Source organism: Ruegeria sp. C5 (assembly GCF_056537605.1).
This window is the reverse complement of the sequence record NZ_JBQFRX010000006.1, coordinates 51717-75718: the sequence shown is the minus strand read 5'-3', so window position 1 is coordinate 75718 and position 24002 is coordinate 51717. Positions and strand designations below refer to the sequence as shown.

General features: G+C 57.8%; 21 protein-coding genes. 7 read left to right on the top strand and 14 right to left on the bottom strand.

The window, feature by feature from the left end:
- The first annotated feature begins 95 nt into the window (after positions 1 to 95).
- From ACR0AW_RS17500 to ACR0AW_RS17485, 4 genes are all read left to right on the top strand, one after another.
- Complete coding sequence (locus ACR0AW_RS17500) at positions 96 to 1289, top strand: YcaO-like family protein (protein ID WP_170733795.1); 1194 nt, start codon at positions 96 to 98, stop codon at positions 1287 to 1289.
- A complete protein-coding gene (locus ACR0AW_RS17495) occupies positions 1286 to 2623 on the top strand; it encodes a TfuA-like protein (RefSeq protein WP_170733794.1) in 1338 nt (445 codons plus the stop codon). Before ACR0AW_RS17500 ends, ACR0AW_RS17495 begins: the two co-directional genes overlap by 4 nt.
- A gap of 12 nt (positions 2624 to 2635) precedes the next feature.
- Positions 2636 to 3946 (top strand): gluzincin family metallopeptidase, encoded by a 1311-nt coding sequence (locus ACR0AW_RS17490; protein WP_170397993.1) that lies wholly within the window; start codon positions 2636 to 2638, stop codon positions 3944 to 3946.
- 137 nt (positions 3947 to 4083) lie between these two features.
- Complete coding sequence (locus tag ACR0AW_RS17485) at positions 4084 to 5004, top strand: pentapeptide repeat-containing protein (protein ID WP_170397991.1); 921 nt, start codon at positions 4084 to 4086, stop codon at positions 5002 to 5004.
- A 101-nt stretch (positions 5005 to 5105) separates the two neighbouring features.
- Here ACR0AW_RS17485 and ACR0AW_RS17480 read toward each other — a convergent pair whose 3' ends face one another.
- On the bottom strand, positions 5106 to 5870 hold the full coding sequence (locus ACR0AW_RS17480; RefSeq protein ID WP_170733793.1) for a nuclear transport factor 2 family protein: 765 nt from the start codon (positions 5868 to 5870) through the stop codon (positions 5106 to 5108).
- A 181-nt stretch (positions 5871 to 6051) separates the two neighbouring features.
- Here ACR0AW_RS17480 and ACR0AW_RS17475 point away from each other — a divergent pair, with 181 nt between their 5' ends.
- Complete coding sequence (locus ACR0AW_RS17475) at positions 6052 to 6429, top strand: winged helix-turn-helix transcriptional regulator (RefSeq protein WP_170397987.1); 378 nt, start codon at positions 6052 to 6054, stop codon at positions 6427 to 6429.
- 27 nt (positions 6430 to 6456) lie between these two features.
- Here the strand turns inward: ACR0AW_RS17475 and ACR0AW_RS17470 are convergent, their stop codons facing one another.
- From ACR0AW_RS17470 to ACR0AW_RS17415, 12 genes are all read right to left on the bottom strand, one after another.
- On the bottom strand, positions 6457 to 8178 hold the full coding sequence (locus ACR0AW_RS17470; protein ID WP_480454420.1) for an adenylate/guanylate cyclase domain-containing protein: 1722 nt from the start codon (positions 8176 to 8178) through the stop codon (positions 6457 to 6459).
- Between the two features lie 126 nt (positions 8179 to 8304).
- Complete coding sequence (locus ACR0AW_RS17465) at positions 8305 to 8940, bottom strand: GNAT family N-acetyltransferase (protein WP_170648222.1); 636 nt, start codon at positions 8938 to 8940, stop codon at positions 8305 to 8307.
- Positions 8941 to 9115: 175 nt separating this feature from the next.
- The gene (locus ACR0AW_RS17460) at positions 9116 to 9415 is read right to left on the bottom strand and encodes a lipid-A-disaccharide synthase N-terminal domain-containing protein (RefSeq protein WP_039542759.1); all 300 of its coding nucleotides are present in this window, start codon (positions 9413 to 9415) and stop codon (positions 9116 to 9118) included.
- On the bottom strand, positions 9412 to 10173 hold the full coding sequence (locus ACR0AW_RS17455; RefSeq protein ID WP_170733792.1) for a glycosyltransferase family 2 protein: 762 nt from the start codon (positions 10171 to 10173) through the stop codon (positions 9412 to 9414). Before ACR0AW_RS17455 ends, ACR0AW_RS17460 begins: the two co-directional genes overlap by 4 nt.
- A 141-nt stretch (positions 10174 to 10314) precedes the next feature.
- Entirely contained in the window at positions 10315 to 11799 is a 1485-nt protein-coding gene (locus tag ACR0AW_RS17450) for a glycosyltransferase family 39 protein (RefSeq protein ID WP_170733791.1), read from the bottom strand.
- 138 nt (positions 11800 to 11937) lie between these two features.
- Complete coding sequence (locus tag ACR0AW_RS17445) at positions 11938 to 12927, bottom strand: C45 family autoproteolytic acyltransferase/hydrolase (RefSeq protein ID WP_170733790.1); 990 nt, start codon at positions 12925 to 12927, stop codon at positions 11938 to 11940.
- Positions 12928 to 12935: 8 nt separating this feature from the next.
- Positions 12936 to 14384 (bottom strand): biotin carboxylase, encoded by a 1449-nt coding sequence (locus ACR0AW_RS17440; protein ID WP_170407976.1) that lies wholly within the window; start codon positions 14382 to 14384, stop codon positions 12936 to 12938.
- Positions 14385 to 14406: 22 nt separating this feature from the next.
- Positions 14407 to 17139, bottom strand: a complete 2733-nt coding sequence (locus tag ACR0AW_RS17435) for an aminotransferase class I/II-fold pyridoxal phosphate-dependent enzyme (protein WP_170733789.1) — start codon at positions 17137 to 17139, stop codon at positions 14407 to 14409.
- 42 nt (positions 17140 to 17181) lie between these two features.
- Positions 17182 to 18150, bottom strand: coding sequence for a carbon-nitrogen hydrolase family protein (locus ACR0AW_RS17430; RefSeq protein ID WP_170594989.1), 969 nt, complete (start codon positions 18148 to 18150; stop codon positions 17182 to 17184).
- Positions 18151 to 18280: 130 nt separating this feature from the next.
- Positions 18281 to 18631, bottom strand: coding sequence for a hypothetical protein (locus tag ACR0AW_RS17425; protein WP_170733788.1), 351 nt, complete (start codon positions 18629 to 18631; stop codon positions 18281 to 18283).
- The gene (locus ACR0AW_RS17420; RefSeq protein ID WP_170733787.1) at positions 18628 to 19101 is read right to left on the bottom strand and encodes a VOC family protein; all 474 of its coding nucleotides are present in this window, start codon (positions 19099 to 19101) and stop codon (positions 18628 to 18630) included. Before ACR0AW_RS17420 ends, ACR0AW_RS17425 begins: the two co-directional genes overlap by 4 nt.
- A 137-nt stretch (positions 19102 to 19238) precedes the next feature.
- Positions 19239 to 19805, bottom strand: coding sequence for a cupin domain-containing protein (locus ACR0AW_RS17415; protein ID WP_170733786.1), 567 nt, complete (start codon positions 19803 to 19805; stop codon positions 19239 to 19241).
- Between the two features lie 149 nt (positions 19806 to 19954).
- Between ACR0AW_RS17415 and ACR0AW_RS17410 the strand changes: the two genes are divergently transcribed.
- Complete coding sequence (locus ACR0AW_RS17410; protein WP_170397954.1) at positions 19955 to 21232, top strand: 4-aminobutyrate--2-oxoglutarate transaminase; 1278 nt, start codon at positions 19955 to 19957, stop codon at positions 21230 to 21232.
- 2 nt (positions 21233 to 21234) lie between these two features.
- Entirely contained in the window at positions 21235 to 22710 is a 1476-nt protein-coding gene (locus ACR0AW_RS17405; RefSeq protein ID WP_480439551.1) for an NAD-dependent succinate-semialdehyde dehydrogenase, read from the top strand.
- Positions 22711 to 22769: 59 nt separating this feature from the next.
- Here the strand turns inward: ACR0AW_RS17405 and ACR0AW_RS17400 are convergent, their stop codons facing one another.
- Positions 22770 to 23975, bottom strand: coding sequence for an MFS transporter (locus ACR0AW_RS17400; protein WP_170733785.1), 1206 nt, complete (start codon positions 23973 to 23975; stop codon positions 22770 to 22772).
- Between the last annotated feature and the right edge of the window lie 27 nt (positions 23976 to 24002).

Genomic DNA, 24002 nt, shown 5'->3' with positions numbered 1-24002 from the left:
GGTTGACCACTACGCATTCATCCCGCATCCTGACGCCAACATGATCCGCCCGGCGGGTTACGGTGGTTTATCAGATATTTGGCAAGGTCATTTGGATGTCCGGGAATTCGCAGAAGTCTTATGTGCTAGACACCCACCGGCTGCGCGACCCGGAAGAGACCCTGGCCATCGTCAAACCATTCCTCAAGCAGATGGGCATAACCCGGATCGCCAACCTGACGGGACTGGACCGGGTTGGATTGCCGACAGTGATGGTGACGCGGCCAAACTCGCGCTCGGTCGCGGTGTCGCTGGGCAAGGGGCTGTCGCTGAGCGCAGCCCGGGCTTCGGGCGTGATGGAAGCGATTGAATCCTGGCACGCAGAGCGGATCGAACTGCCGCTACGGCTGTCCAGCTTTGCTGATCTGGCGGTGGAGTATGTGGTAGATGCCGACCGACTGCCCAGCGTCACCGGCGGGCAGTTCGACCCTCATCAGGCGATACTGTGGGTGCTGGGGCACGATCTGCCCTCGGGTCAACCCTGCTGGGTGCCGTATGAGATGGTGGACACCGATTATACCACCTCGCCCGTGGCTGGGCAGCGGGCGTTTCCGCGAACGACAAACGGGCTGGCGTCCGGTAACAACGTGACCGAAGCCAGTTGCCACGCGATCTGCGAGTTGATCGAGCGTGACGCCACAACGCTGTGGCACCACCGGGGCGCAACCCCGCGTGTTGATCCCCGTACAGTGGACCACCCGCGTTGCCTTGAGGCGATGGAACAGATTACTGCGGCGGGGCTGGATTTGGGAATCTGGGAAACGACCTCGGACATCGGCATCGCCAGCTTTCGCTGCGCGATCTGTGAGGGCGGAGGCACGACGGGCCATATCGGCATCGGCGACGGCTGCCACCCGGATCGCGCCATTGCCCTACTGCGGGCGCTGACCGAAGCGGCGCAAACACGGCTGACCTATATCTCAGGGGCGCGCGATGATCTGGACCCGGAAGAGTTCTCTGACACTGCCCGGAACTGGCGCAGCGGATACATCCGCGAACTGATCGATGGCTCGGCGCCCATCGATGATTTCACCGAATGCCCAACCTACGTGACCGGATCTTTCACGGATGACCTGTCTTTGTTGCTGGCGCGCCTGTCCGAGGCAGGCATAGATCAGGTGGTCACTGTTGATCTGTCGCGACCCGAAATTGACATCGCAGTGGTGCGCGCGGTGATACCGGGCTTGGAAGCGCCCCATGACGATCCCGACTTTGTCGCAGGCCCCCGTGCGCGAGCGGTGATGTCATGAGTGTGGTTGTTTTTGTCGGGCCGACGCTACGGGCCGAAGCCGTGCGCGAACATCTGAACGCCACTATCCTACCCCCGGTTCAGCAGGGCGATGTGTATCGGGCAGTGCGGGAAAAGCCGCGTGCGATCGGGATTATAGACGGGTATTTCGACGGGGTGCCCTCGGTCTGGCACAAGGAAATCCTGTGGGCCTTGGAGCAAGGTATACCGGTCTTTGGCAGTGCCAGCATGGGTGCGCTGCGCGCGGCAGAGCTGGTGGATTTTGGGATGATCGGGATCGGCCAGATTTTTGAGGGTTACCTGAATGGTGCCATCGAAGATGATGACGAGGTGGCGGTGCTGCACGGCCCTGCCGAGCTTGGCTTTCCACCGCTGAGCGAGCCTATGGTCTCGATCCGCGCCACCATTGCGCAAGCCAAGACAGCGGGTGTGTTGTCGTCAGAGACGGGCGACGCGTTGCAGCAAAAGGCGAAAAACCTGCACTACCGTGACCGGGTTTGGGATCGCATCCTTGAGGGCACTTCTGACCCGCAACCCTTTCTACGCTGGTTGCCCGACGGGCGGGTGGATGCGAAAGGGGATGACGCCCGCGCGATGCTGGCTGAGATGGCCCGCTATCTGAATGCTGGAACGAATGTGTCAGACGCACATCGCACCGAACGGACGCTGGTCTGGCGTGACCTCTGCGCCCGTGTGGATGGGGAAGCCGCACAACAGGATAGCGAGGCGCGGGCGTTGGTGGATGAGCTGCGGCTTGATCCGGTTCTCTACGCGCATCTGCGTGATCGCGCGGCGTTAGGCTTGCTGTCCAAAGACGAAACCCGCCGACAGGGGTTGGACCCGGATAAAGACGCCGTGGTCAAGCAGATGACCGAACATCGGCTGGAGGCCCGGCTGCCCCGCCACGTGGATTTACTCGAATGGCTGGAAGAAAATGACCTGACCCTTGCGCAGTACGAGGCGATGCTGGCTGACAAATCCCGTATCGAGATCGCAATCCAGACGCTGGCCGAGACAATGGATGCCGCTTTGCTAGCCGAGCTTCGACGCTCGGGCGACTACAGCGCGTTGCGTGACCGGGCGCAGCGCAAATCGGCGCTGTTGCCGGATCAAAGCAACGCTGCAACCCGGACGCGCGCCTTGATCTGGTATTTTGAAACACGTCTTGACCAGAGGGTGCCGGATGATCTTGACTCCTACGCGATCGGGCTTGGCCTTGAGGGGCGCGATGCCTTGGTTGATTTGATTGCCGCCGAGTTCATGTTTTGCCAAGCTGGTGGCGATCCGGTTGACCAAGAGCCCGGATTGGCAGCCGGTCTGCACGCCGGCGGATAACGGGAGGGAAAATTGGCAATCTGGCCCGACTATTCAGAGAATGACCCCCCCGGCACGCGGTTCTTACTATATCCGCAATCGCCCTTTTTAGAGCCAAATTCCAAGCCCGAACTGGTCGAAATATCGGCCCCGCAAGGGACCATAGGCCCAGGCCCATCGGGCCCCCGCATGTATGCGATGTACCCGGTCGACAAAACGACCCCCTATGGCGCGATGATCGAGGGTGAAGACGGCCCCGAGATGTATCTGCCCGCATGGGACGGCTATATCCTGCCGCCGCCCGAGCCCGATGAGTTTGGCAATTTCATCCATATCGATCCCGAGGACCCGGCCTTTGAAGCCGCCCATCTGTTCGGAGCGGCCCATTTCACCATGGATGTGTGGGAGGGCTATTTTAATCGCCCGATCCCCTGGCATTTCGCGCGTGATTTCGAGCGGCTTGAGCTATCGTTGCTGCCAAGTCTAGATAACGCGCATATCGGTTGGGGATTTCTGGAAACCGGTGGCACTCGCGATATCGGTGACGAATACCGCCCCTACAGCCTGAACTTCGATGTGGTCGCGCATGAGATCGGCCATGCCATCATCTACAGCGTGGTCGGCATGCCATCCGAAGAGGACGCGACCGGCGAATATTACGGGTTCCATGAATCGGCGGCCGATATGGTGGCGCTGTTGGCGTCGCTGCATTTCGGCTCGGTCGTGGACGAATTGCTGAAAAACACGCGCGGCAACCTTTATACTTATAACCGGCTGAGCCGCTTTGCCGAGCTGTCGCAGAACTCACAAATCCGGATCGCCGCCAATGACCGGACGCTGTCCGAATTCTCGCATGGTTGGTCCAGCGAACACGCCCTGTCGGAACCACTGACCGGGGCGATGTTCGATATTCTGGTCGATATCTACCACGAACGACTGGTAGCACATGACGTGATCGACCCGGAGATGGAGGAGCTCTCGGACGAGTTGGAAGGGACCGACGAATACAATGCGATCATGCAGGACCTGTTCGACGAACATTACGCAGCCGACCCCGAAGGCTTTCGGGTTGCCCTGATCGAAGCGCGTGATTTGCTGGGGTCCTATCTTGCAGATGCGTGGGAGAAACTGGACCCCGATATGCTGAGCTACTTCGGCGTTGAACGCGCCTTGGTCATGGTCGATCACGAGGTCACCGGCGGCGCATTCCGGCAGATTATCGAAGGCAATTTCCGCATGCGCCACATCGGATTGACAGCGCCCGGCCCCCGTTTGACCAAGCCCGACGGCACGAGCCATGCCGCGTCGGTTCGTACGCTGTCACCCGAGGTAAATGAACCTTAAAGTCTTTGTTTTTCCCCCGCTATTGTGGCAGGTTACGCGCACGGGGTGATAATAGTGACATTCAACGCGCACTGAATGCGCAAACCGGGACAGGCGAGGCAATCGGCAGCGTCGACCCCCGATAGGGAGAAAGTGATATGTCTGAGTCCTTACTCAGTTTTTCCGAGGTATTACTGTTTGGGCGAGAGTTAAGTGATTTAAAACTGAAACAACGCTCGGTCCGGTTGGCCGAAGAGGTTGAGGAAGACTACGACTTCAGTAAGAAATTCACCAAAATCGACGGCGTACATGTCCGGGAAGACGATCGCGTTCTGGTCCAGGTCGGGGATGCGGCAAACGAAAAGTCCGGCATCTACAAGGTCATCAAGGACGGCGACAAGTTCAAGTTCGACAAGCGGAAGAAGGTTCCGCACGACTCGTTTGTCTATATACGCCGCGGACGTCAGTTCAAGCATACCCACTGGCAGCAGATCGCGAACCGGCACTCGGAACAGCTGTTCATCGAACAGGATGGCCGCCGGAGGGGTCGTGGCGTCAATAATTTCATCGGGGACCAGTTCGGAGGCGATGCACGGCTGGCCCGGATTTACGGCTTCGCCTATGACGGCACCTATTACGAGATGCCGGAACCCACGATCTTTCTGGTGCATGGCGAAGGCGAGAGCGCGACGGGTGGCAACCTGCCCCATGGCTTCAAGCTGCAGACCAGCAATGACGCTAACGCGCCGGACACCACGCAACAGGCCGCACGCGCGCCGATGAACCCCTCGGTTTCGGGCGTCGCGGCAGCGGATTACCAGATGGCCAATGACATCCGCGTCTGGAACTACGATCAGGCCGATTACACCATCCGCATGGATATCGCAGCCGGTCAGATCGAAGACGTGCTGCTGGACGTCTATTTTGAATATGACGCACCGATGATGTCCGGAGCCAAGGTCTCGGGCGCCAAGGTGAGCGGGGCCAAGGTCTCGGGCGCGAAGGTCAGTGGGGCCAAGGTGTCCGGTGCTAAGGTGTCAGGTGCCAAAGTCAGCGGCGCAAAGGCACGTGGTGAATAGGAAGGCTGAAATGATCCTGACCGATTGACGTTTGGTTTTATTCCAACGTCTGCTTTGGGTTGGCGGGCCATTTATGCCTGACCCGCCATCCCTTTCGAAGATCAGAACTTGCCGTTTTCGTGCGCCATTTCGGCTGGCGTAGGCGAAACGACGTCCCAATGTTCAACGATCTTTCCATCTTCGACGCGCCATAGGTCGAAGAAGGCCCAAGGGTTCCCGCTGACGGTGGCATCTGAGGCGACAAAGACAAAGTTGCCTTCGGCCACCACAATCTGCGGCTCGAATTTGGTGATCACATTCCCCTGCTCTGCCCAGGCTTTGGTGCCCTCGATCAGGCCATCGATCCCATCGGCAAGCATTGGATTGTGCTGCATATAGACCTCGGAATACATCGGAGCTTTCTCGGGCGCGGCACCGCCCAGAACGTCACGCACAAACCCCAGAACCAGCGCCTTGTTTTCTTCTGTTTTCTCAAGATCGGTGATCTCGGTCGGCCCATCTGTCATGCCACGGCCCGACACTGTTGTTTCGGGAACGGGCTGCAAATTGTCCCAATGTTCAGCAACTTTGCCATTCTCGACGCGGAATATGTCAAAGGCGGCGAGGGTCGGTGCACCAAAAGCGTCCGCGTTGTCGAACGTGCTGTGCAATACAACCATATCGCCTTCGGTGATGACCCGGTGGGTAGTTGCAGTCATCCCGGATTGTTCGACCAAAGGGATCAGGCCGGCCAGGCCTTCGGCTCCGGTCGGGACTTGCGGGTTGTGCTGAATATAGTCCGGGGTAACGAGCTGTAGCGCAGCTTGCGGGTCATGTTCAGCAAAGGCAGCCGTAAAAAGTGCGATTACAAGTTCTTTGGGGGACATGTTGAATTCCTGTGATTCGTATCTACTGGATACGTGGTAGCAAATCCATACTACATTTCAATTACGTACTTTAGAATGACCTGGTATGCTTGAGGCTACTGCCTGAATTTTCAGGGAGTTGTACCGAAGCTAAGGTGACGCTATTGTGCGATTAAGTTTCGAAACAATACCAGAGACTGAGATGCTACCAATTGGTGTTGCCAACAAGGCAGAAGCTTCCAACTGCTCAATCCGTTCCGTACTGTCCAATGTGACGGGCAAATGGCGGATGATCATCATCCTTGCGCTGGAGGATGAGCCGAAACGCTTTGGCGATCTCAAGCGCTGTATCGGAGACATCACACAAAGTGTGTTGACCGAAAACCTGCGCGGGTTGCAACGTGATGGTTATTTGACCCGCACCGTCGATCCCGGACCGCCAGTGGCAGTGTCCTATGAATTGACGCCTTTGGGCAGAAGCTTGCTTGAAATGCTGAAACCGCTCGTCTTCTGGTCGCACGAACAAATGGATGAAGTCAGGCGACTACGCATGCAGTTCGACCGCGAACAGGCGAGTTGATTTTTATAGGCGAGATCGGGCAGCAGCTCAGAACCCGGCCTTTTTGAGCCCCTCGACAAAATGCTGCGTGTCGTCGGACAGGCGGTCTGGCTGAACCTTGGCCCAGCGCGACAATGAGAAATTGGGATGCGCTGCGCGGTGTTTGTCGGCGATCTGGCGGGCCATTTCCAGCTCGCCCTTATGGGCATAGCTGGCGGCCAGCACGCGCTGCCCCTCGGTCGGGTTGTTCATCTTGTTCACGCATGAGATCACGTCGTCATAGCGTTTGAGATTGTAATAGGCCCCGCCCAGATGCCACAGGTACTGATCGGGGAAATAGGGGTTCAGGCGCATCGCCTGCTGCAGATGTTTGATGGCGGTTTCGTTGTCGCCCCAATGGGCCAGCGCATCGGCGTAGTCCGAATGCATGTCCGCATCGTTGGGGTTAAGCTGTAGGGCGCGTTTGTAGGATTCGATCGCCGAGTCATGCTCTTTACGATAAAGCTGCACATAGCCCAGCTCTCCAAACCCGCGCGCGTCTGTGGGGTCAAGCTCCACCGCACGCTGAGCCAGCGACAGCGCCTTGTCCAGCGCGCTGTTTGGGTCTTCGGTCCATGAATAGCGCCAATCGATGTTGAGCGTGCGTGACAGGGCTGCTGCAGCCCGAGCATAGCCGCCGTCGCGCTCAAGCGCGGATTCGTAGCAATGCTGCGCCTTGCGGTTGTCGTTGCGGGTGTATTTGAAAATATGGTGCTGCCCCTGCAGAACCGAACCATAAGCCCGCAGGTCTGACGGGATTGCCTGCACCATGCGCAGCTTTTCATGCGACTCGATCATGACTGCAGTGGCGGCAACGATGCACTCGGTCACCTCATCCAGGATGTCGAAGATATCATCGAGCTTACGGTCGAACCGTTCACCCCAGATGGTGCGTTCGGTGTTGGCGTCGATTAGCTCGGCCGTGATCCGGATACGACTGGACGAGCGGCGCACACTGCCGCGCGCGATATAGCGCACGTTCAGACGCCGAGCGGCCTCTTGCGGCGACATCGACTGGGTCTTGAAGAAGAACGAGGAATTCCGGGCAATGATGAACAGGTTTCGGAACTTGGACAGGTTCATGATGATGTCGTCGGTCAGCCCTTCGGCGACCCAGCTGTCATCTTCATCCCCGCCTTGGCTAGTAAAGGGCAGCACCGCAACCGACGGGTTATCGGGCCTTTCAAGCACTTCCAGCTGCATCTCAGGACGTAGGGTTGCGGCCATTGTTGCACCCTCGACCTCGGTTCGGACACAGTAGGTCGCGACCGGAGACATGATGTTCTTGAGCTGCTTGGGACCGAGGAATTCATAGCCATAGCGCAGGCGGTTACGGATCTGTTCATAGACGGCTGCGCTGACATAAACCCGTTCTGGCTCGGCAATCTCCTGCAGGCGGGCAGCGATATTGACGTTGTCACCGTGGATGCCGCGTTCGTCCATCAGAACTTCGCCCATGTGAACGCCAGCGCGAAATTTGATGTTGTGCTCGTCATCCCGCGCCTGATTATGTTCCGCAGCGATCCGATGCAGTTCGATGCTGAACTCTACTGCACTGGTCGCCGTGTCGAATAAAGCAAGGATGCCGTCACCGCGCACTTCGATGATTTTGCCCTGATACTTTGAGCAAGCCGATTCAAGCTGCGAAAGCAAAGACTTCAACGCGTTATACGTATCCATCTCGTTCTCGCTCATCAGGCGGGAATAGCCGACAACGTCGGCAAAAAGCACCGCGCCTAGTTTCTGTTTTATTGATGCGTCCGAACCGGTCGTGTTCACTGGCAATACTCAATTGTGTTGTCATGTCGAATCCGACAGGACTGTTTTAGCAAAAAATGACTCAGAATACGTAACATTTTAGGTATCTGCACCGGAATCGGGGGGCCAAGACCACCCAGAGGCATCAAAACTGACCACTGTTTGGGCGCCTAACTCCTGCGCGAGCACCTCTCGACGCGCGAGCCAGTCCTGCTGCAACATCCCCACGACAACCATGTCATGGAACTGCCCATCCGCGAACCAGGCCTGACGCATCGTGCCCTCGATCTCGCAGCCGATTCGCTGGATCAGATCGCGGCTGCTGTGATTGTCGGCCCGGTAATACGAGGTGATACGGTTCAGCCCCAATTGCCGGAATGCGAAATCCAGCATCAGCGCAACCGAACGCACCGCCACGCCATGTCGACGGATGGATTTGTCGACAAATACCGGAACCACCGCATCCCTGTTGACGCTGGAAATTGCTTCAAGCCCGGTCATCCCCACCAGATCACCACTGTCAGATTCGATAGCGAACCAGCATTTGCAGCAGTCCTTTGAGGCGTTTATCGCGTCTTCCCAATATTGCTCGGTCTGTACCAGGTTCTGCGGTATGCGCGACGTACGGTCGAACAGGGCCAGGTCATGGATATCCTGAAACCAGCGCGCAACTGTTCCCAGATCCGCCTTTTCCAAAGGGCGCAATCTGAACAACCGGGGTGAGCTATCGGGCAAGAGAAAATATCCTCCGAGTACAATTCTGAAAATCTATTCGCGGGATACTAGCACGAAAATTTCAGAAACAATAAGAGGTTGTTCACACAACGCAGCCGTAGGCCGCTACCCGCTGAACGGGTGCAACCGACAAACTTGTAATGGGTGGCAGGTCGTAAAGAAGCGTTACGATCAATCAGCGGTTTTCAGCGCGAATGAGGAAGATGTTGCGCAGGTAGATGGACAGGCCCATCGACTGACCCAGAATAAAGACCGGGTCACGGCGATAGATCGCATAGCTCAGCAGGATAAGCCCGCCGCCGATCGAAAGGTACCAGAACGCCATCGGGATGACGGATTTCTTGGCGCGCTCTGACGTGATCCATTGCACGATAAACCGGGCGCTGAACATCAGCTGACCGGCCAGACCGATAAAGACCCAGAGCGCCTCGGTCGGGCTGTCGACGTGCAGGATTTCCAGAATGGTTTCTTTCATGACCGGGACGCCTCGGTTGCGGAAACGGATTTGGCGCGGCGGGTCAGCCAGACGACGCCGAACAGATCCCAGATGCCGACCATGGCCCGCCCGAAATTGGTGTATTTGGATTCGCCCGACAAACGCTGCTGATGCGCCACATCCACCAGCGCGATATTCCAGCCATAGGCCTTAAACAGGGCGGGCAGATAACGGTGCATATGATTGAAAAAGGGCAGATCGAGGAAAGCCTGCCGTCGGAACGCCTTGAAACCGCAGCCGGTGTCGCGGGTGCCGTCTTTCAGCATCCAGCCCCGCAGTGCATTGGCAAAGCGCGAGGCAAGCTTCTTTGACGCAGTGTCTTGTCGGCCAACCCGTTGCCCCGCCACCAGGCCAATCGAGGCATCACCACCCGACACCAGCGGCGCCCAAATCTTTGGCAGCTCTTCCGGCGGGTTCTGTCCGTCGCCATCCAGCGTACAGCAGATATCCGCGCGTGCCTCCTTGACGCCGGAATGCACGGCAGCACTTTGGCCACCGGCCGTTTTGTGCTGCAGGATGCGCAGTTGCGGACAGTCTTTCTGCATCTGTTGCAGCGCCGCAAAAGTGCCATCGGTCGATCCGTCATCAACCGCGACAATCTCGAACGCGGGCAATTCGGCCGCAGCAGTGCAGATGCCCTGGATAAGACCAGGAACAGCCCCCTGTTCGTTATGCATGGGAATCACGATCGACACGGTGGGTCGATTGTCAGCGTTGGCATCATGATCAGCATGCATGGTGGGTAGCTTTACTTGTTTCAGTCTCAGGGCTTTTGCGGGATCAACGGCGAAAATTCAAGTGGCCACCGCATCGCAGGCCAACATCTGCGCAACTTGTTGGGGCATTGTTCAGCGATGGGGCGGATTGCACCGTGTCTCCTATTCAGGGGCGGGCGTGACGCCGGTTGCTGACCAATAGACCAAACCCTCAACCGCAGTTGTCTGCGTCTCAAGCCCGATCAGGTCAGGTGCCAGCTCAGACAACTCACCCTCCGAACAGAGCCCTCGCAGAGGGCCGGTGGTATAGCCGAACCTGTCGAGGTATTTGTGCAGCTCCAGCCGTCTGAGATAGACAAAGCGCCTACCGTTGGAAGCAAAGACCGATGCAGCCCCGGGCGGTACGCGCAACTTGCGGTCATAGGCGCAGAGCAGCAGGGTTTCATCCGGCTGCAGCATTGCACCCAAAGGGGTCAGAATCTCGGCCTCGGGCACGCCCAAGCGCACGCGGCCCTTGCCCAGATCGGTGGCATCGCGGTCATAGAACAGGCCGCCTGCAACAAAGACCAGACCCAGCGCGGCCACCATCCCGGCCCAGCGCAGGCGCTTGACCGAAAACAACAAACCGGTTGCCGCGACCATCAGCATCGGCAGGATCAGCAGGGTGTAGCGTGCATAAACCTTGCCGGCTGCGGCCCACATCATGATAACGAAGAACGCTGCTATCCCTGTTGCAGCAAGAAGTCTGGGCCGCTTTTGCAGAAATGGCAGAGCGCAGATGCCGACAAAACCCAGCAGCCGCAACCACGGCTCGCCCGCGATGATCAGATCATAGAGCTTCCCGAAGCCGCGATCGCTGAGCGATGGGCGAAAACGATCCAGCATCTCGCCTTTGATGTTGCCATCCAGCGAGTCGCCAAAGAGGAACCGAAGCTCTTGCAGGATCGGCCAGGCGAAGGCCAGCGGGATCGCAATCTTGAGCGTCCGGCGAAACGTTCTGTTCTGCCAGATCTCGCTGAACGGTTCCGTCTGCCATCTGTTGGTCAACTTCAGCGTCAGTAGTGCCAGCGCTAGAAAGGCCAGCGGGGTTGGGCTTTTCTGCAAGGCGGCCAACACCAGAGTTGCGCCGAAATAAGGCCAGTATTTCGGCTTTTCCAACGCTGCCAACAGGGCTGCAATTCCAAGGGTCGAAAAGAAAACCGCACCGGTATCAAGCATCGCGGATGTGGCGTGTTGCCAGAACTGAAGCGACGTGGCCACCAGCAGGACCGAAGGCAGCATGGCCCAGGGGCTGTCCGGGATCATCACCCGCGCCAGTACGGCCGTTGCCATCAGCGCGCCCAGCGCAAAGATCATCGACGGCAGGCGCAAGGCCAGAATATCAGATACGCCAAACTCCATCAGCAGCGCAGACATCCAATACTGCATGGGCGGTTTTTTCAGGCTGGGTTCGTTGTTGGAATAAACCGCCAGCCAGTCCCCATTGCGCGCAAAGCCTGTACTGCGGTCATAAGTGTAGAATTCATCGTAGTGATAGATGTTCCCAACACCCAGATCAGTCAGATACCAGGACCAGACCATGACCATCACCAATGCGGTGACGAAGTAAGGAAGCAATCTTAGCCAATTTGGGGAGGTACCGGTCATGCTTTCCGTGGTCCTATCGCGTCATAGAAATATGTGGTGTTGATCCCGCCGGGCCTTGTTTGACACTGCCGCGCGTCGCGCTCCCATTATTGCGTCGCCCGTCCAAGAGCAAGAAGTTTAGAAGGGCGACCGCGCTTGTCAGACTGTAGGCTCGGCCTCGTCGGGCAACATCAGGCTCAGCTCACCCTCTTTGAAGCCATCGAAGGACAAGTCCCAGCTGGCACCGGGCCAAAGCAGTTGCAACTGCTTCTTCGCAGGCCGATAGACCGCAGTATAGAGCGTGCCGAAACCTGATCTGAAAGCCGTTGAATAAAGCGGCGGACGCAGGAACGCATCGATAAACCGCTTCTCGCTTTCCGGGTGCTGATTGAGACGGTTGAGCAAGAATCTTTCGCGTTCCACAGTGGCCGTAAAGCGCGCATGCGTGGACCATTCGACATGGCCCTGATGGTTGGTCGCGACCGGCTGGTCCGAGATTTGCGGGTGCCGGTCTGGGGCTAGATAAACCGTGCTGTGGTTATACTTGGCATCCAGAACGGTGACGTTATAGCTCATGTGGCAGGGGATGCGGCACAGGCAGTCGACCGCCTCGGCCGTTGTCTCGCAGGTTTGAAGGACATAGCGCAGGATCAGCGGCACGCCAAAGCCGTCGCCGACCTCGCGCCGCCCGCCAAAGGTGAGCGAGACCGTCAGACCGGCATCGTTGATGCCATCAAGCAGACCCAGAACGCCGTCGCTCATCCCGATGATCCCGCGCCCGTCCCAGCGGGTTTTCAGCAGAGCGGCGTCAAAGGTTTTTGGATGGTAGTCGTAATTGCGCACCAGAAACGGTGTCTTGCCACGCCAAATCGCCTGGCTGCAGCCCGAAAGATATTTCGGCGGGCAGTAAAAGCTGAGAAACCGCGCCTGGCTGTCGCTGCCGCCGACCAATTCGACGATCTCTTCATAAAGCGGCAGGATCTCGGGCATGTGCTTTTGCAAGGCGCGGAGGCATTCGCGATAGGTGGGGCGGGCCGAATACCCCTCTTGCGCCCACCATTTGCGGTAGGCGGGCCAGTATTCGGCAAACAGCCCGGCCAGCTTGGGACCGGGCTGCGCTTCGTCAATTGAGCGAAAAACAAGCGCCATGGGGCTTTCTACATGATTTTGAAGGCGGGGTCTTCCATCGGTTGTGCGGCGGGCAGCGGTTCAGCCGTATAAGCCGAAGTGATCCCATGAATCCACTTCTTCGATTTGTCTGTCAGTTTGAAGCCCTTGGTCATCGACCGCCCGCGAGTCACGAGGATACCCAGATCAGCGCCCTCATAGCGGTAATCACCGACATTCGAGATACGCAGGAAGAACGCTTCGTTCTCGCCCACCGCGCGGCGGTGATAGTCGAAGCGGTCGAACACGACGCGGCCATCTTCCAGCATCTTGTAGATGCCCGACTGTGGGGCCTGCGTGATCCGGTCGACACTGTCATCGGTGTGTTTGATTACCATTTGCGACCAGCTGTCGATCATGTCCGGATCCGCCCAGCGGGCATTCAGTTCCTCGACATCCAGCTCGAAGGGCTTCTTTGAAAACTCAAGTAGATGGAACAGAAACAGTGGCGCATCAGCGTGCGCAAAGGCCGCGTGGTTGGTCATCGAGCTGGCGCCAGTGATACGGGGGTTCAATTCGCCCAACCACAGTTCGTCGGTTTTCTTATCGATCAGGAAGTCGAGTTCGAAATAGCCGCGATAGCCGGATTTCCGCAGTTCTTCACCGAACTGGAACGTCAGCTGCCGGGCCTGTTCGCGGGCCTTAGGTGGGAAAGCGGTCGAGAAAATCTCATTCCCGCACCAGCCGCCGCGATAGGGGGTAAGTTCCTTGAAGCCCACAAGCTCAGTCATCAGCGGGCCAACAATCGTGCCTTCTGAGGTCGCACAGGCCTCGATCGCCGCCCCGCGGCAATCGATCCGCTTCATGATCTTGATCTCGCCTTCGCCGATGATCTCGTCTTTGTGCTTGTTGAAATCGGCCTCGGACTTGATGAAAAACGTCGTATGGCCACTGTCGCCGAAGGCGGATTGTAGCACCAGATCATTCCCCAATCCGGCCTTTTCGCAGATCTTTTTCAGGTGATCATAGCTTTTGACAACGCTCAGCGTGTTGGGCACCGAAGGCACACCCGCCTTATTGCCGATACGGACAGTTTCGATCTTGTTGTCACATTTGGTGCGCAGCTTGGCTTTGGGGAACCACAGCTGACCGCCCAGCTCCTTGACCAGCTTCTCGGTCGTCTCGTCGAACATCAGGAAGACAAACTTGGGCTTTCCACCACGCCGCTTGACCAGGTCGATGACCTCTTTGTGCTGCAGCAGATAATTGTTGATGTCTTCGATGGACTGAAACTCATCATGCGGCATTTCCGAAGGCACAAACACGTTCGGATGTCGCCCGTCAAAGCAATCCATGTAGCAGATATAGGTGAAGTTCATCACCCATTCATCCAGCCCCAACAGGTTGAAATTGGTTGCCGATACGAAATAGATCGGGTCCTTGTTGGTATGGAAATACCGGCGGATTTCCGAGATGTTTTTCAGCACCTTCTTTGGCATGATTGTTGTCCTCCCTGACCCCTTAGGGGTTCTTTACTGACTTCAAAGCGTCTTCGGTAAAAATGCGCAGGCCCAGATCGGCACGGAATCCGTGGATTTCCGAGACGTCCAGTTCCTGCATGAATTTGAGGATTTCGGGGCTGATCACCTGCCCCGGTACCAAAATGGGAAAGCCCGGCGGATAGGGAATCACGAAGGTGGCCGAGACCATCTCTTCCCCGGCTTCGAGCCGTTCCAACATCTCCTTGTCGGGTTCGACATAGTCGCAATTGTCTTCGTCATAGGACAGGAAAAACGCCGTACGGATGTCACCGGCTTCAGTACCTGCCTCACAGCGGAACGCATCGTGGAACCGACTAAAATCGGGCAGAGGTGGGACGTGTTCGCTCAGGTTGCTGACGCGCTTTTCGAAGGCCAGCTTCTCCATCTTGGACGCATCGTCCATCAGATCGTCGAGTTCCTTGGCGATCTCGACCAGCACCTCGATCAGATAGGCGACCGAACTGCGCGTGGTGCCGATATTGGTCATGAACAACACGGTATTACGCGAGGTTTTGTTGATCTGGATGCCGTATTTATCCATCAGGATCTTGGTCTTGAAGGTATCGCCATCCCAACCGGTCGCGCCCACATGCAGCGTGATACGTGTGGCATCCAGAACAAATTCGTCCCGCGCCCAGCAATCCCAGACATCGGCCCAGCCCTGATCGGGATCGAAATAGCTGGTCATGCCGCTTTCGCGATATTGCTCGGGGATCATGTCACCCGCTGTGACCAGCTTGAAATACTTCCTGAGCAGCGGATGGGTCGTTACGGCCCGGCGGATCGCCATCGCGCTTTCGACCTGCCGCTGGACGAACTCGTACCCTTCGATCTCGACCTGCCTGCGGCCCACATCCAATGAGGCGATGATCTGATAGTTGGGCGAGGTCGAGGTGTGGGTCATATAGGCCTCGTGAAAGGCTTCTTCCACCGCGCCTTTGAACTGCTGGTCGTTGACATGGATCATCGAACCCTGCCGCAATGAGGTCAGCGTCTTGTGGGTTGATTGCGTCGCATAGACCCGGACCCGCGCGTCAGGCGGCGCGATCAGGCGGGCGTTTAGCAATGTTTCGTCATCTGCACCTTCGAGAGCCGCCTGTTGGGCCTCGTAGGCCTCGGCATGTTCCGTCGAACGGAACTGTTCGCGCAGGATATTGGCCGACCGCATTGCCGTGCGCACACGAGAATTGGGCGCAAACCTTGCATAGGCGAACCACGCCTCATCCCACAGGAAAACCAGGTCTTTCTTGATCGCGAGACATTCCTGCATCACCCGCTGCACATTGTAGACGATGCCATCGAATGTACAGTTGGTCAGCAGCACCATCCGCACACGATCAAGCTTCCCAGCAGCGCGTAGGGCCAACAGTTTGTGCTTGATCTCTCGGATTGGCACCGCGCCATACATCGAGTAATCGTGCAGCGGATAGCTGTCCATATAGACGACGCTCGCCCCCGCCAGCACCATGCCGTAGTGGTGCGATTTGTGGCAATCGCGGTCGATCAGCACGATATCTCCGGGCCGTACCAGTGCTTGCACAACGATTTTGTTGCAGGTCGAGGTGCCGTTAGTCGCAAAAAACGTCTGTTTAGAGCCGAATGCGCGTGCGGCAGCCTCTTGCGCCTCTTTTATCGGGCCCTTCGGCTCCAGCAGCGAATCCAGCCCGCCAGACGTGGCCGAAGTTTCCGCCATGAAGATATTTGATCCGTAGAACGCCCCCATATCCTGAATCCAGTGGCTGCGACTAATCGATTTACCCCGGCTGATCGGCATCGCGTGGAACACGCCCGTGGGCTGTTTGGAATATTCCTTGAGCGCTGTGAAAAACGGCGTCTTATAGCGCCGCTGCACCCCACGCAGGATGTTCAGGTGCAATTCCAGAAAGTCTTCCTGATTGTAGAACACCCGCCGGCACAGGCCCAGATCGAGACCGGCAATATCTTCCGCCGAACGGTCGGTGATCAAATAAGCATCCAGCTCGGGGCGCAGCATGCCGATCCTGCGGCAGGTTTCAGGGCCGTATTCCGAGGGGGACAGCGCATCAAGATCGGCGCCCTCGCCATAGAGGCTGATATAGCGGCCCAAAACATTGGTTTCGTTCTTGGACTTCAGGCTAAGGCCCGGGCGAACAATGACCGCCTGTACATTCTGGTTGAACAGAACCCCGATCAGCGCATCCTCGACACTGGGAACGACAACGGTTTCATAAATAAACGGATCTTCGCTGCGGCGCATCCGTTGCAGGCTGGTTTGCAGGAACCGTTCCTGATGTTCGTTGACCTTGTCAACGATCATCACCTCGAAATATGGGCGGCCCAGCGCGCGGGCTTCATGGCTTTGGGTGGACTCGTCCTCGAACTCATCAACCTCGGTCTCATCCGCTATCAGCGGGATCGAGCGGCGACGATACGCCCCTGAGGTCAGCGCCCGCGACACCCGGCGCACGGCGGTTGAGAAATCGCCAAAGTTTCCATGGTCCAGCAAACGACGCAGATAGTCGAACGCCGATCCGCCCGGAAAAGCGAAATACATCTCGATCGGGGCCAGCGCCTGCAGCAACTGCCGTGCCCGGTCCCGATCTTTTTCGTTACCGCTCTGATCCAGAGACTCGGCCGTTTCCCGCAGCGCGCTCCATCGGTCTGCCCTCAGTTGCGAGGCGCTGTAGTAGTCCGAGATGGTGTGGAGCTTTTCGCTATCGGAAATGCCGTGCATGAAATTTTTCCTTTCTGCCGATACCGAAAAGCTGGGCCGGTATCAGTCTGTGCCAGAGCGCCCTTTGTAGAGATACAGATTGTCGGGCTTGGTCGCGGCGTCTTCAGTATATCCCAGCGCCGTTCTGGGGTCGGATGCAGCGACGCCCGCAACGTCGCCTTTCTGCGGAATGCGCAGCGGGCCGAGCGTGTGCAGATAGGCATCCGCCCCGCTAGTACGGTCATAGACCGGGAACTCCGCCTCGCGGTCGCGGAAGCTTTTGAGAACCTGCCCCAGACCTTTCAGTCCGACCTCGCGTTGGCGACGGACCTGATCAAGATCGATCTCGATAGGGAAGATATCCTCCTGTCCCGCCGACTGGTGCAGCACGGTGGCCGAGGGATCAACGACCAGTGAGCGGCCCACGCCCCCGGCGGCCAGCCCGTTCACGTCAAACACATAGCATTGGAACTGCGCAGCGGTCGCCTTGGCGATCGACAGCTCGGCCTCGCGGTCGGTTGTGCCGGTCAGAACCGGGTGCAGAAGAACCTCGACCCCTTGGCTGGTCAGGTGGCGGGTGGTTTCGGGGAACCAGATGTCGTAGCAGATCGACAGGCCAAACCGGCCCACATCCGGCACATCAAAGATGCAGAATTCGGTACCCGATGCGATGTTCTGTTCATAAGGTTTGAACGGGAACATCTTGGAGTATTTTGAGACGATCTCACCTTCGGGATTGATCACCACCGAGGTGTTGAAAATCCGTCCATCTTCGTGCTTTTCGAACATCGAACCGGGGATCAGCCAGATCCCATAACGCCGAGCGGCATCCTGAAAGCGCGACAGGTCGTCATTGGGAAAGGGCTGGGCAAACCGGTCGAGCGGACCATAAGGCGCCAGTTCGCTGAACAGGGCCATCTGGGTCCAAGGGAACCGCGCCATCATAATGTCGATCCGGTGCAGCATCGCGTCGACATTCGACTGCAACGCACCGACATGCATCTGGATTCCGGTTATCGCAAAAGGGGTCATTTTTCGTTTCTTCTCATTTTCTTGCCGATTGCGACCGCCGATTTGATCCGGCGTTCTTCATCGGAACATAAAACCGTGTGGTCACGCAAGCCTGCTGTCCTCAGGCTATGGTTTTCCGAGGCGACTGCCCTCATACTGCGGCTTCCTCGGCGGTATCTTCTGCCTGCGGTTCCACAAAATCGATGTCGTTGCGAACCCAGAAGAACCGGAATCCGCAACTGCGCAGCCATTTCTCAAGCCGATCAAGGCTGGACCACTCCCGCCGCAGCCCGCGCGTGGATTCGACCAGCGCCCATTGGCCATCGACCAGAAAGTATACAGTCCAGGTATTGGGATGCGTCGAGTGGTTGGCAAAGCCGCCGCTGATCACCTCACGCGCCGTGCGAACGGCGACCGGATAGTCGCCGATGCGACCCTCAGCCGCGAGAATGGCCAGATCGTTTTGACGGATCGTGAATGTGGGAAGGGGGGCGTCGTTCATGCAGCCTCGATCTGCGCCGCGTCCAGCAGCGCTTTGCGCCGTTCACTGATATCCGCTGGCTTCAGGTTTTCGACGCGGGTCGCCAACGTCCAGACATGACCAAACGGATCGGCAATCGTGGCGCAGCGTTCGCCCCAATAGGTGTCCGCCGCCTCAGCGATCAGGCTGGCACCGCTTTCCAACGCGACTGCAAGGGCAGTGTCCACATCTTCGACATACATATGATGCCCAATCGGAGTAACTGTGCCCGGAATGGCGGGGCCGTGCGCACCCCATCCGGCGGTGACAAACAGCATCGAGTTGCCGATCTTGATCGAGGCAAAGCCGGGGGTCTCATCCGCGTCATAGGCCTGTATCTTCGCATCAAAGGCGCTTTCGTAGAAAGTTAGCGCGGCATCGACGTCGGCGACGGCAAGCGATGCGGTGCAGGTGCGATAGCCACGTGGCAGAGTGGCAGGTTTCTTTTTCATTCCGGTACTCTCTGAATTGGGCGGCGGACACCCTGGATTATCTGCAGGAATTTCCCGCACTATGCATCATACTGTGGATCAAACCAGGAGATACTGCAACACTATGATGCATAGTGCTGAAATTTCTGCCGTGATGCTTAGAATGTAGGCGGAGTACAGGCGCTGATGACCCGGCAAACTTCGGGGCCGACCTGCCTGAACCGGTGCGGGGTGCGACTGTCGAAATAATAAGCATCGCCTGGTCCCAGTACCTTGCGCTTATCGCCCACGGTCACCTCCACCCGACCCGAGATGACAATACCGCCCTCTTCCGCCTCATGCCCGTACATCACGCGACCGGTGTCAGCCCCTAACTCGTAAGTTTCCTGCAAGATCATCATCGCGCGACCATGCAGGTTTGATCCTACCTGCCGCAGAGACAGCCCACCCTTTCCGATCTCAGTAAGTTCTTCCGAGGCGTAAAACACTGTCTGCTCAGGTTGGATTTCGAAGGAAAAGAAATCGGACATGCCAATCGGTATGCCTTGCAGAATACGCCGTAACGCACCAACCGATGGATTCATCTTGCCCGACTCGATCAGTGAGATGGTTGAGTTCGGCACATCCGACTTCTTGGCCAGCGCCCGCTGAGATAAGCCTGCACGCTCTCGCAAGGTTCGCAGGCGCAGTCCGAGGGTCAAATCCTCTTGGCTGGTGTTCTTCATGTTCAGTATCCGCAACACTTGATCCTGCCGCGACGGTAAATCAATGGCTTATGAATCACAAGAAACAGGCTTTCGCTTGCAGGCCCAGATACTACAGTCGCGCAGTCAAACATACGGGCACAGCGCCCGGAAACGGGAAAGGACGCAAGATGCTGAACGCTCAGATTGCTGAACGCCGGAATACCTCGATCGCGCAGGGCGTGGGGATGCAAACGCAAGTCTATGTGGACCGTGCCGTGAATTCCGAAGTCTGGGATGTCGAAGGCAAACGCTATATCGATTTCGCCGCAGGCATCGCCGTTGTGAACACCGGGCATTGCCACCCCAAGGTGATGGAGGCTGTTCAGAAACAGGCCGCAAACTTCACCCATACCTGCCATCAGGTTCTGCCTTATGAGAATTACATCCGTCTGGCCGAGCGCCTGAACGAGAAGGTGCCCGGCGACTTCACTAAGAAAACCGTCTTTGTCACTACAGGTGCCGAGGCGGTCGAGAATGCCGTCAAGATCGCGCGTGCTGCCACTGGCCGCCCGGCTGTAGTGGCCTTTGGCGGCGCTTTTCACGGCCGTACGTTCATGGGCATGTCACTGACCGGCAAAGTTCAGCCATATAAAGCGGGCTTCGGCGCGATGATGCCCGATACCTATCACGTCCCGTTCCCGATCGATCTGCATGGCACCTCGACCGAAGATTCGCTGGGTGCTTTGACTAAACTGTTCAAGGCCGACCTTGATCCGGGCCGGGTGGCCGCGATCATCATCGAACCGGTTCAGGGCGAAGGTGGCTTCTACCCCGCTCCGGCTGAGTTGATGCGTGGTCTGCGCGCGCTTTGCGACGAACATGGCATCGTTCTGATTGCCGATGAGGTACAGACCGGCTTTGCCCGCACCGGCAACCTGTTCGCGATGGACGCTTATGACGTCTCTGCTGATATCACCACCATGGCCAAAGGTCTGGCCGGTGGTCTGCCGCTGGCCGCCGTCACCGGTCGTGCCGAGCTGATGGACGCCGCGCACCCGGGTGGTTTGGGCGGAACCTATGGCGGCAACCCGCTGGGGATCGCCGCCGCCCATGCTGTGATGGATGTGATCGAGGAAGAAGACCTGTGCACGCGCGCCAATGAGCTGGGCTCGCGCTTGAAACAGCGTCTGGAATCGATCCGTTCCCGCACGCCCGAGATCGTAGATATTCGTGGTCCGGGCCTTATGGTTGCGGCCGAGTTCAACACGACCGACGGCAGCGCCCCGAATCCCGATATGGCAAACGCCATACGGGTCGAGGCATTGAAGCGTGGATTGATCCTGCTGACATGTGGCGTATATGGGAACGTAATTCGTTTCCTCGCGCCGTTGACGGTGCAGGACGAAATCTTCGCCGAGGCCATGGATATCCTCGAAGCCTCGATCGACGCTGCCAAAGGAGCCTGAACATGCTGGATACCAAAGTGACCAAGCTGGAGCTGAAAGATCCCAGCCTTCTGGAACCCCGCGCCTATATCAACGGTGAATGGGTCGAAGGTGAGGCAACGTTCCCTGTCTACAACCCCGCGACTGGTGATCTGATCGCCAATGTGACAGATGTCAGCATCGAAGGCACAACACAGACCATCGATGCAGCTTACGCTGCGAAGAAGGAATGGGCTGCTCAGACTGGCAAGGAACGCGCCGCCATTCTGCGCAAATGGTTCGACCTGATGGTCGAAAACGCAGACGATCTGGCAACCATCCTGACCGCCGAGATGGGTAAACCCTGGCCCGAGGCGCGCGGTGAAATCCTATATGGCGCGTCCTTTATCGAGTGGTTCTCGGAAGAGGCCAAGCGTGTATACGGCGACGTCATCCCCGGCCACCAGCGCGACAAGCGCATCGTGGTGCTGAAGCAGCCCGTGGGCGTAGTGGGATCAATCACGCCTTGGAATTTCCCGAACGCAATGATCGCGCGCAAAGTTGGCCCAGCGCTGGCCGTGGGCTGTACCTTTGTGGCGCGCCCAGCGACGCTGACGCCGCTGTCGGCGACGGCGATGGCGGTATTGGGTGAACGTGCGGGTATACCGGCGGGCGTGTTCAACGTGATCCCGGGCACAGATAGCTCGGGCGTGGGTAATGAGCTTTGCACCAACGACAAGGTTGCCAAGATCACCTTTACCGGATCGACTCGGGTGGGTCAGATCCTGATGCGTCAAGCCGCAGGTACCATCAAGAAGATGTCGTTGGAGTTGGGTGGTAATGCGCCGTTCATAGTCTTCGACGACGCCGATGTGGATGCTGCCGTAGATGGCGCGATGATCGCCAAGTTCCGCAACAACGGTCAGACCTGCGTCTGCGCTAACCGCATCTATGTTCAGGCGGGCGTCTATGATGAATTCGCTGCCAAGCTGGCCGAAAAGACCAAAACGCTGAACATTGGCGACGGTTTTGGCGATGGTGTCACCACAGGCCCGCTGATCAACGACGCGGCGGTCGCCAAGGTCGAGGAACACATCTCGGACGCGGTATCCAAAGGTGCAACGGTCACATTGGGCGGTAAACGTTCGGCTCTGGGCGGGACATTCTTTGAACCCACCGTTCTGACCGGCGTGACCCGCGACATGGTTGTAGCAAAGGACGAAACATTTGGCCCTGTTGCGCCCCTGTTCAAGTTCGAAGAGGAAGACGACGTGGTTGCCATGGCCAATGATAGCGAGTTCGGCCTGGCCTCGTATTTCTACAGCCGTGATCTGGCGCGCGTCTGGCGTGTGGCCGAGGCGCTGGAATCGGGCATGGTGGGCATCAACACTGGCCTGATCTCGACCGAAGTCGCCCCGTTCGGCGGTGTCAAACAATCCGGTCTGGGCCGTGAGGGTTCGAAATACGGGATCGAGGATTTCCTTGAGATGAAGTATCTCTGCATGGGTGAAATTCAGTAAGCGCCTCGTGCCTTGAAAATTCAACGCACTCGCGGTCCGCTGCGGGTGCGTTTTTCGTTTCAGACCGATGCGTGCCCGCGCAGACGGAACACCAACGGCATCATCACCAAGACCAGAGCCGCCGAGAAAAAGAACGGTGCGCCGGGCATATAAGTGCCTTCGCCATCGACCGACGCCTGAAAGATGCCGGTCATCACCAAAGGCGACAGAACCGCAGCGACAGAAGACAGTGACGCGATGACTCCCTGCACCACGCCCTGCCGGTCTTCGTCCGCCTGGTTCGAGGCCATAGCCGTGATCAAGGCAGGCACGAGGTCGGACAGCGCGGCAAGCAGAATAAAGATGACAAGGGCCGTAACCGTTACGGTAAACCCAAAGCCGATCATTCCGACCAATGCCGATACCATCCCCAGCAGCAGGGTTCGGTAATCGCCGATCCAGCGAATGAAGACCGGCATCAGTCCGGCTTGGACGAAGGCCAACAGCACGCCGTATGCGGCCAGCGACAGGCCGATATACAGCGTGGACCAGCCAAACACCTCTCGTATCCAGAAGGCCCAGAGGGTGGGGTAGACCATGTTAGCAAATTCAAAGATGAAAATGCACAGCAGCGGCACTGCCAGCCCCGGAAAGCGGAAGGAGTCAAAGATCGATTTGAACGGGTTCAGGTCGCGCTTGCCAAAGGGGCGGCGTTTTTCTGGTTTCAGGCTCTCGGGCAGGACGAATACGCCGAACAGGGCGTTGGCGGCGGACAAAACCGCGGCAATCCAGAACGGCGCAGTGATACTGATCCCGGCAGCGATGCCGCCGATGGCTGGGCCAAGCACAAACCCAATCCCGAAGGCCGCCCCGATCAGACCGAAATTCGCCGCCTTCTCAGTCGGTGAGGATATGTCAGCGATGTAAGCCGTTGCGGTAATATAGGTCGCCCCGGCCAACCCGGCGAGCGTTCGCCCCAGAAGAAGCAGCCAGAATGTTTCGGCCAGCGCCATGATCACATAATCCAGCGCCAACATGGTCAGTGCCGCGATCAGGATCGGCCTGCGCCCGACCGCATCTGAAATGCTGCCGACAATAGGTCCGCACAGGAACAGCGCCCCGGCATAGGCGGCCATCAGCAGCCCACCCCAAAAAGCTCCTTGTCCGGTATTGCCCGCACCGACGCGATCCATCAGGTCGGGCATGATCGGGAACACGATGCCAATACCGATGGCATCGATCATCAGTGTGATCAGAATGAAGGTTATTGCGCGGCTTTTGAACATACCGCCCTATCGGACGAGTACGCTGTT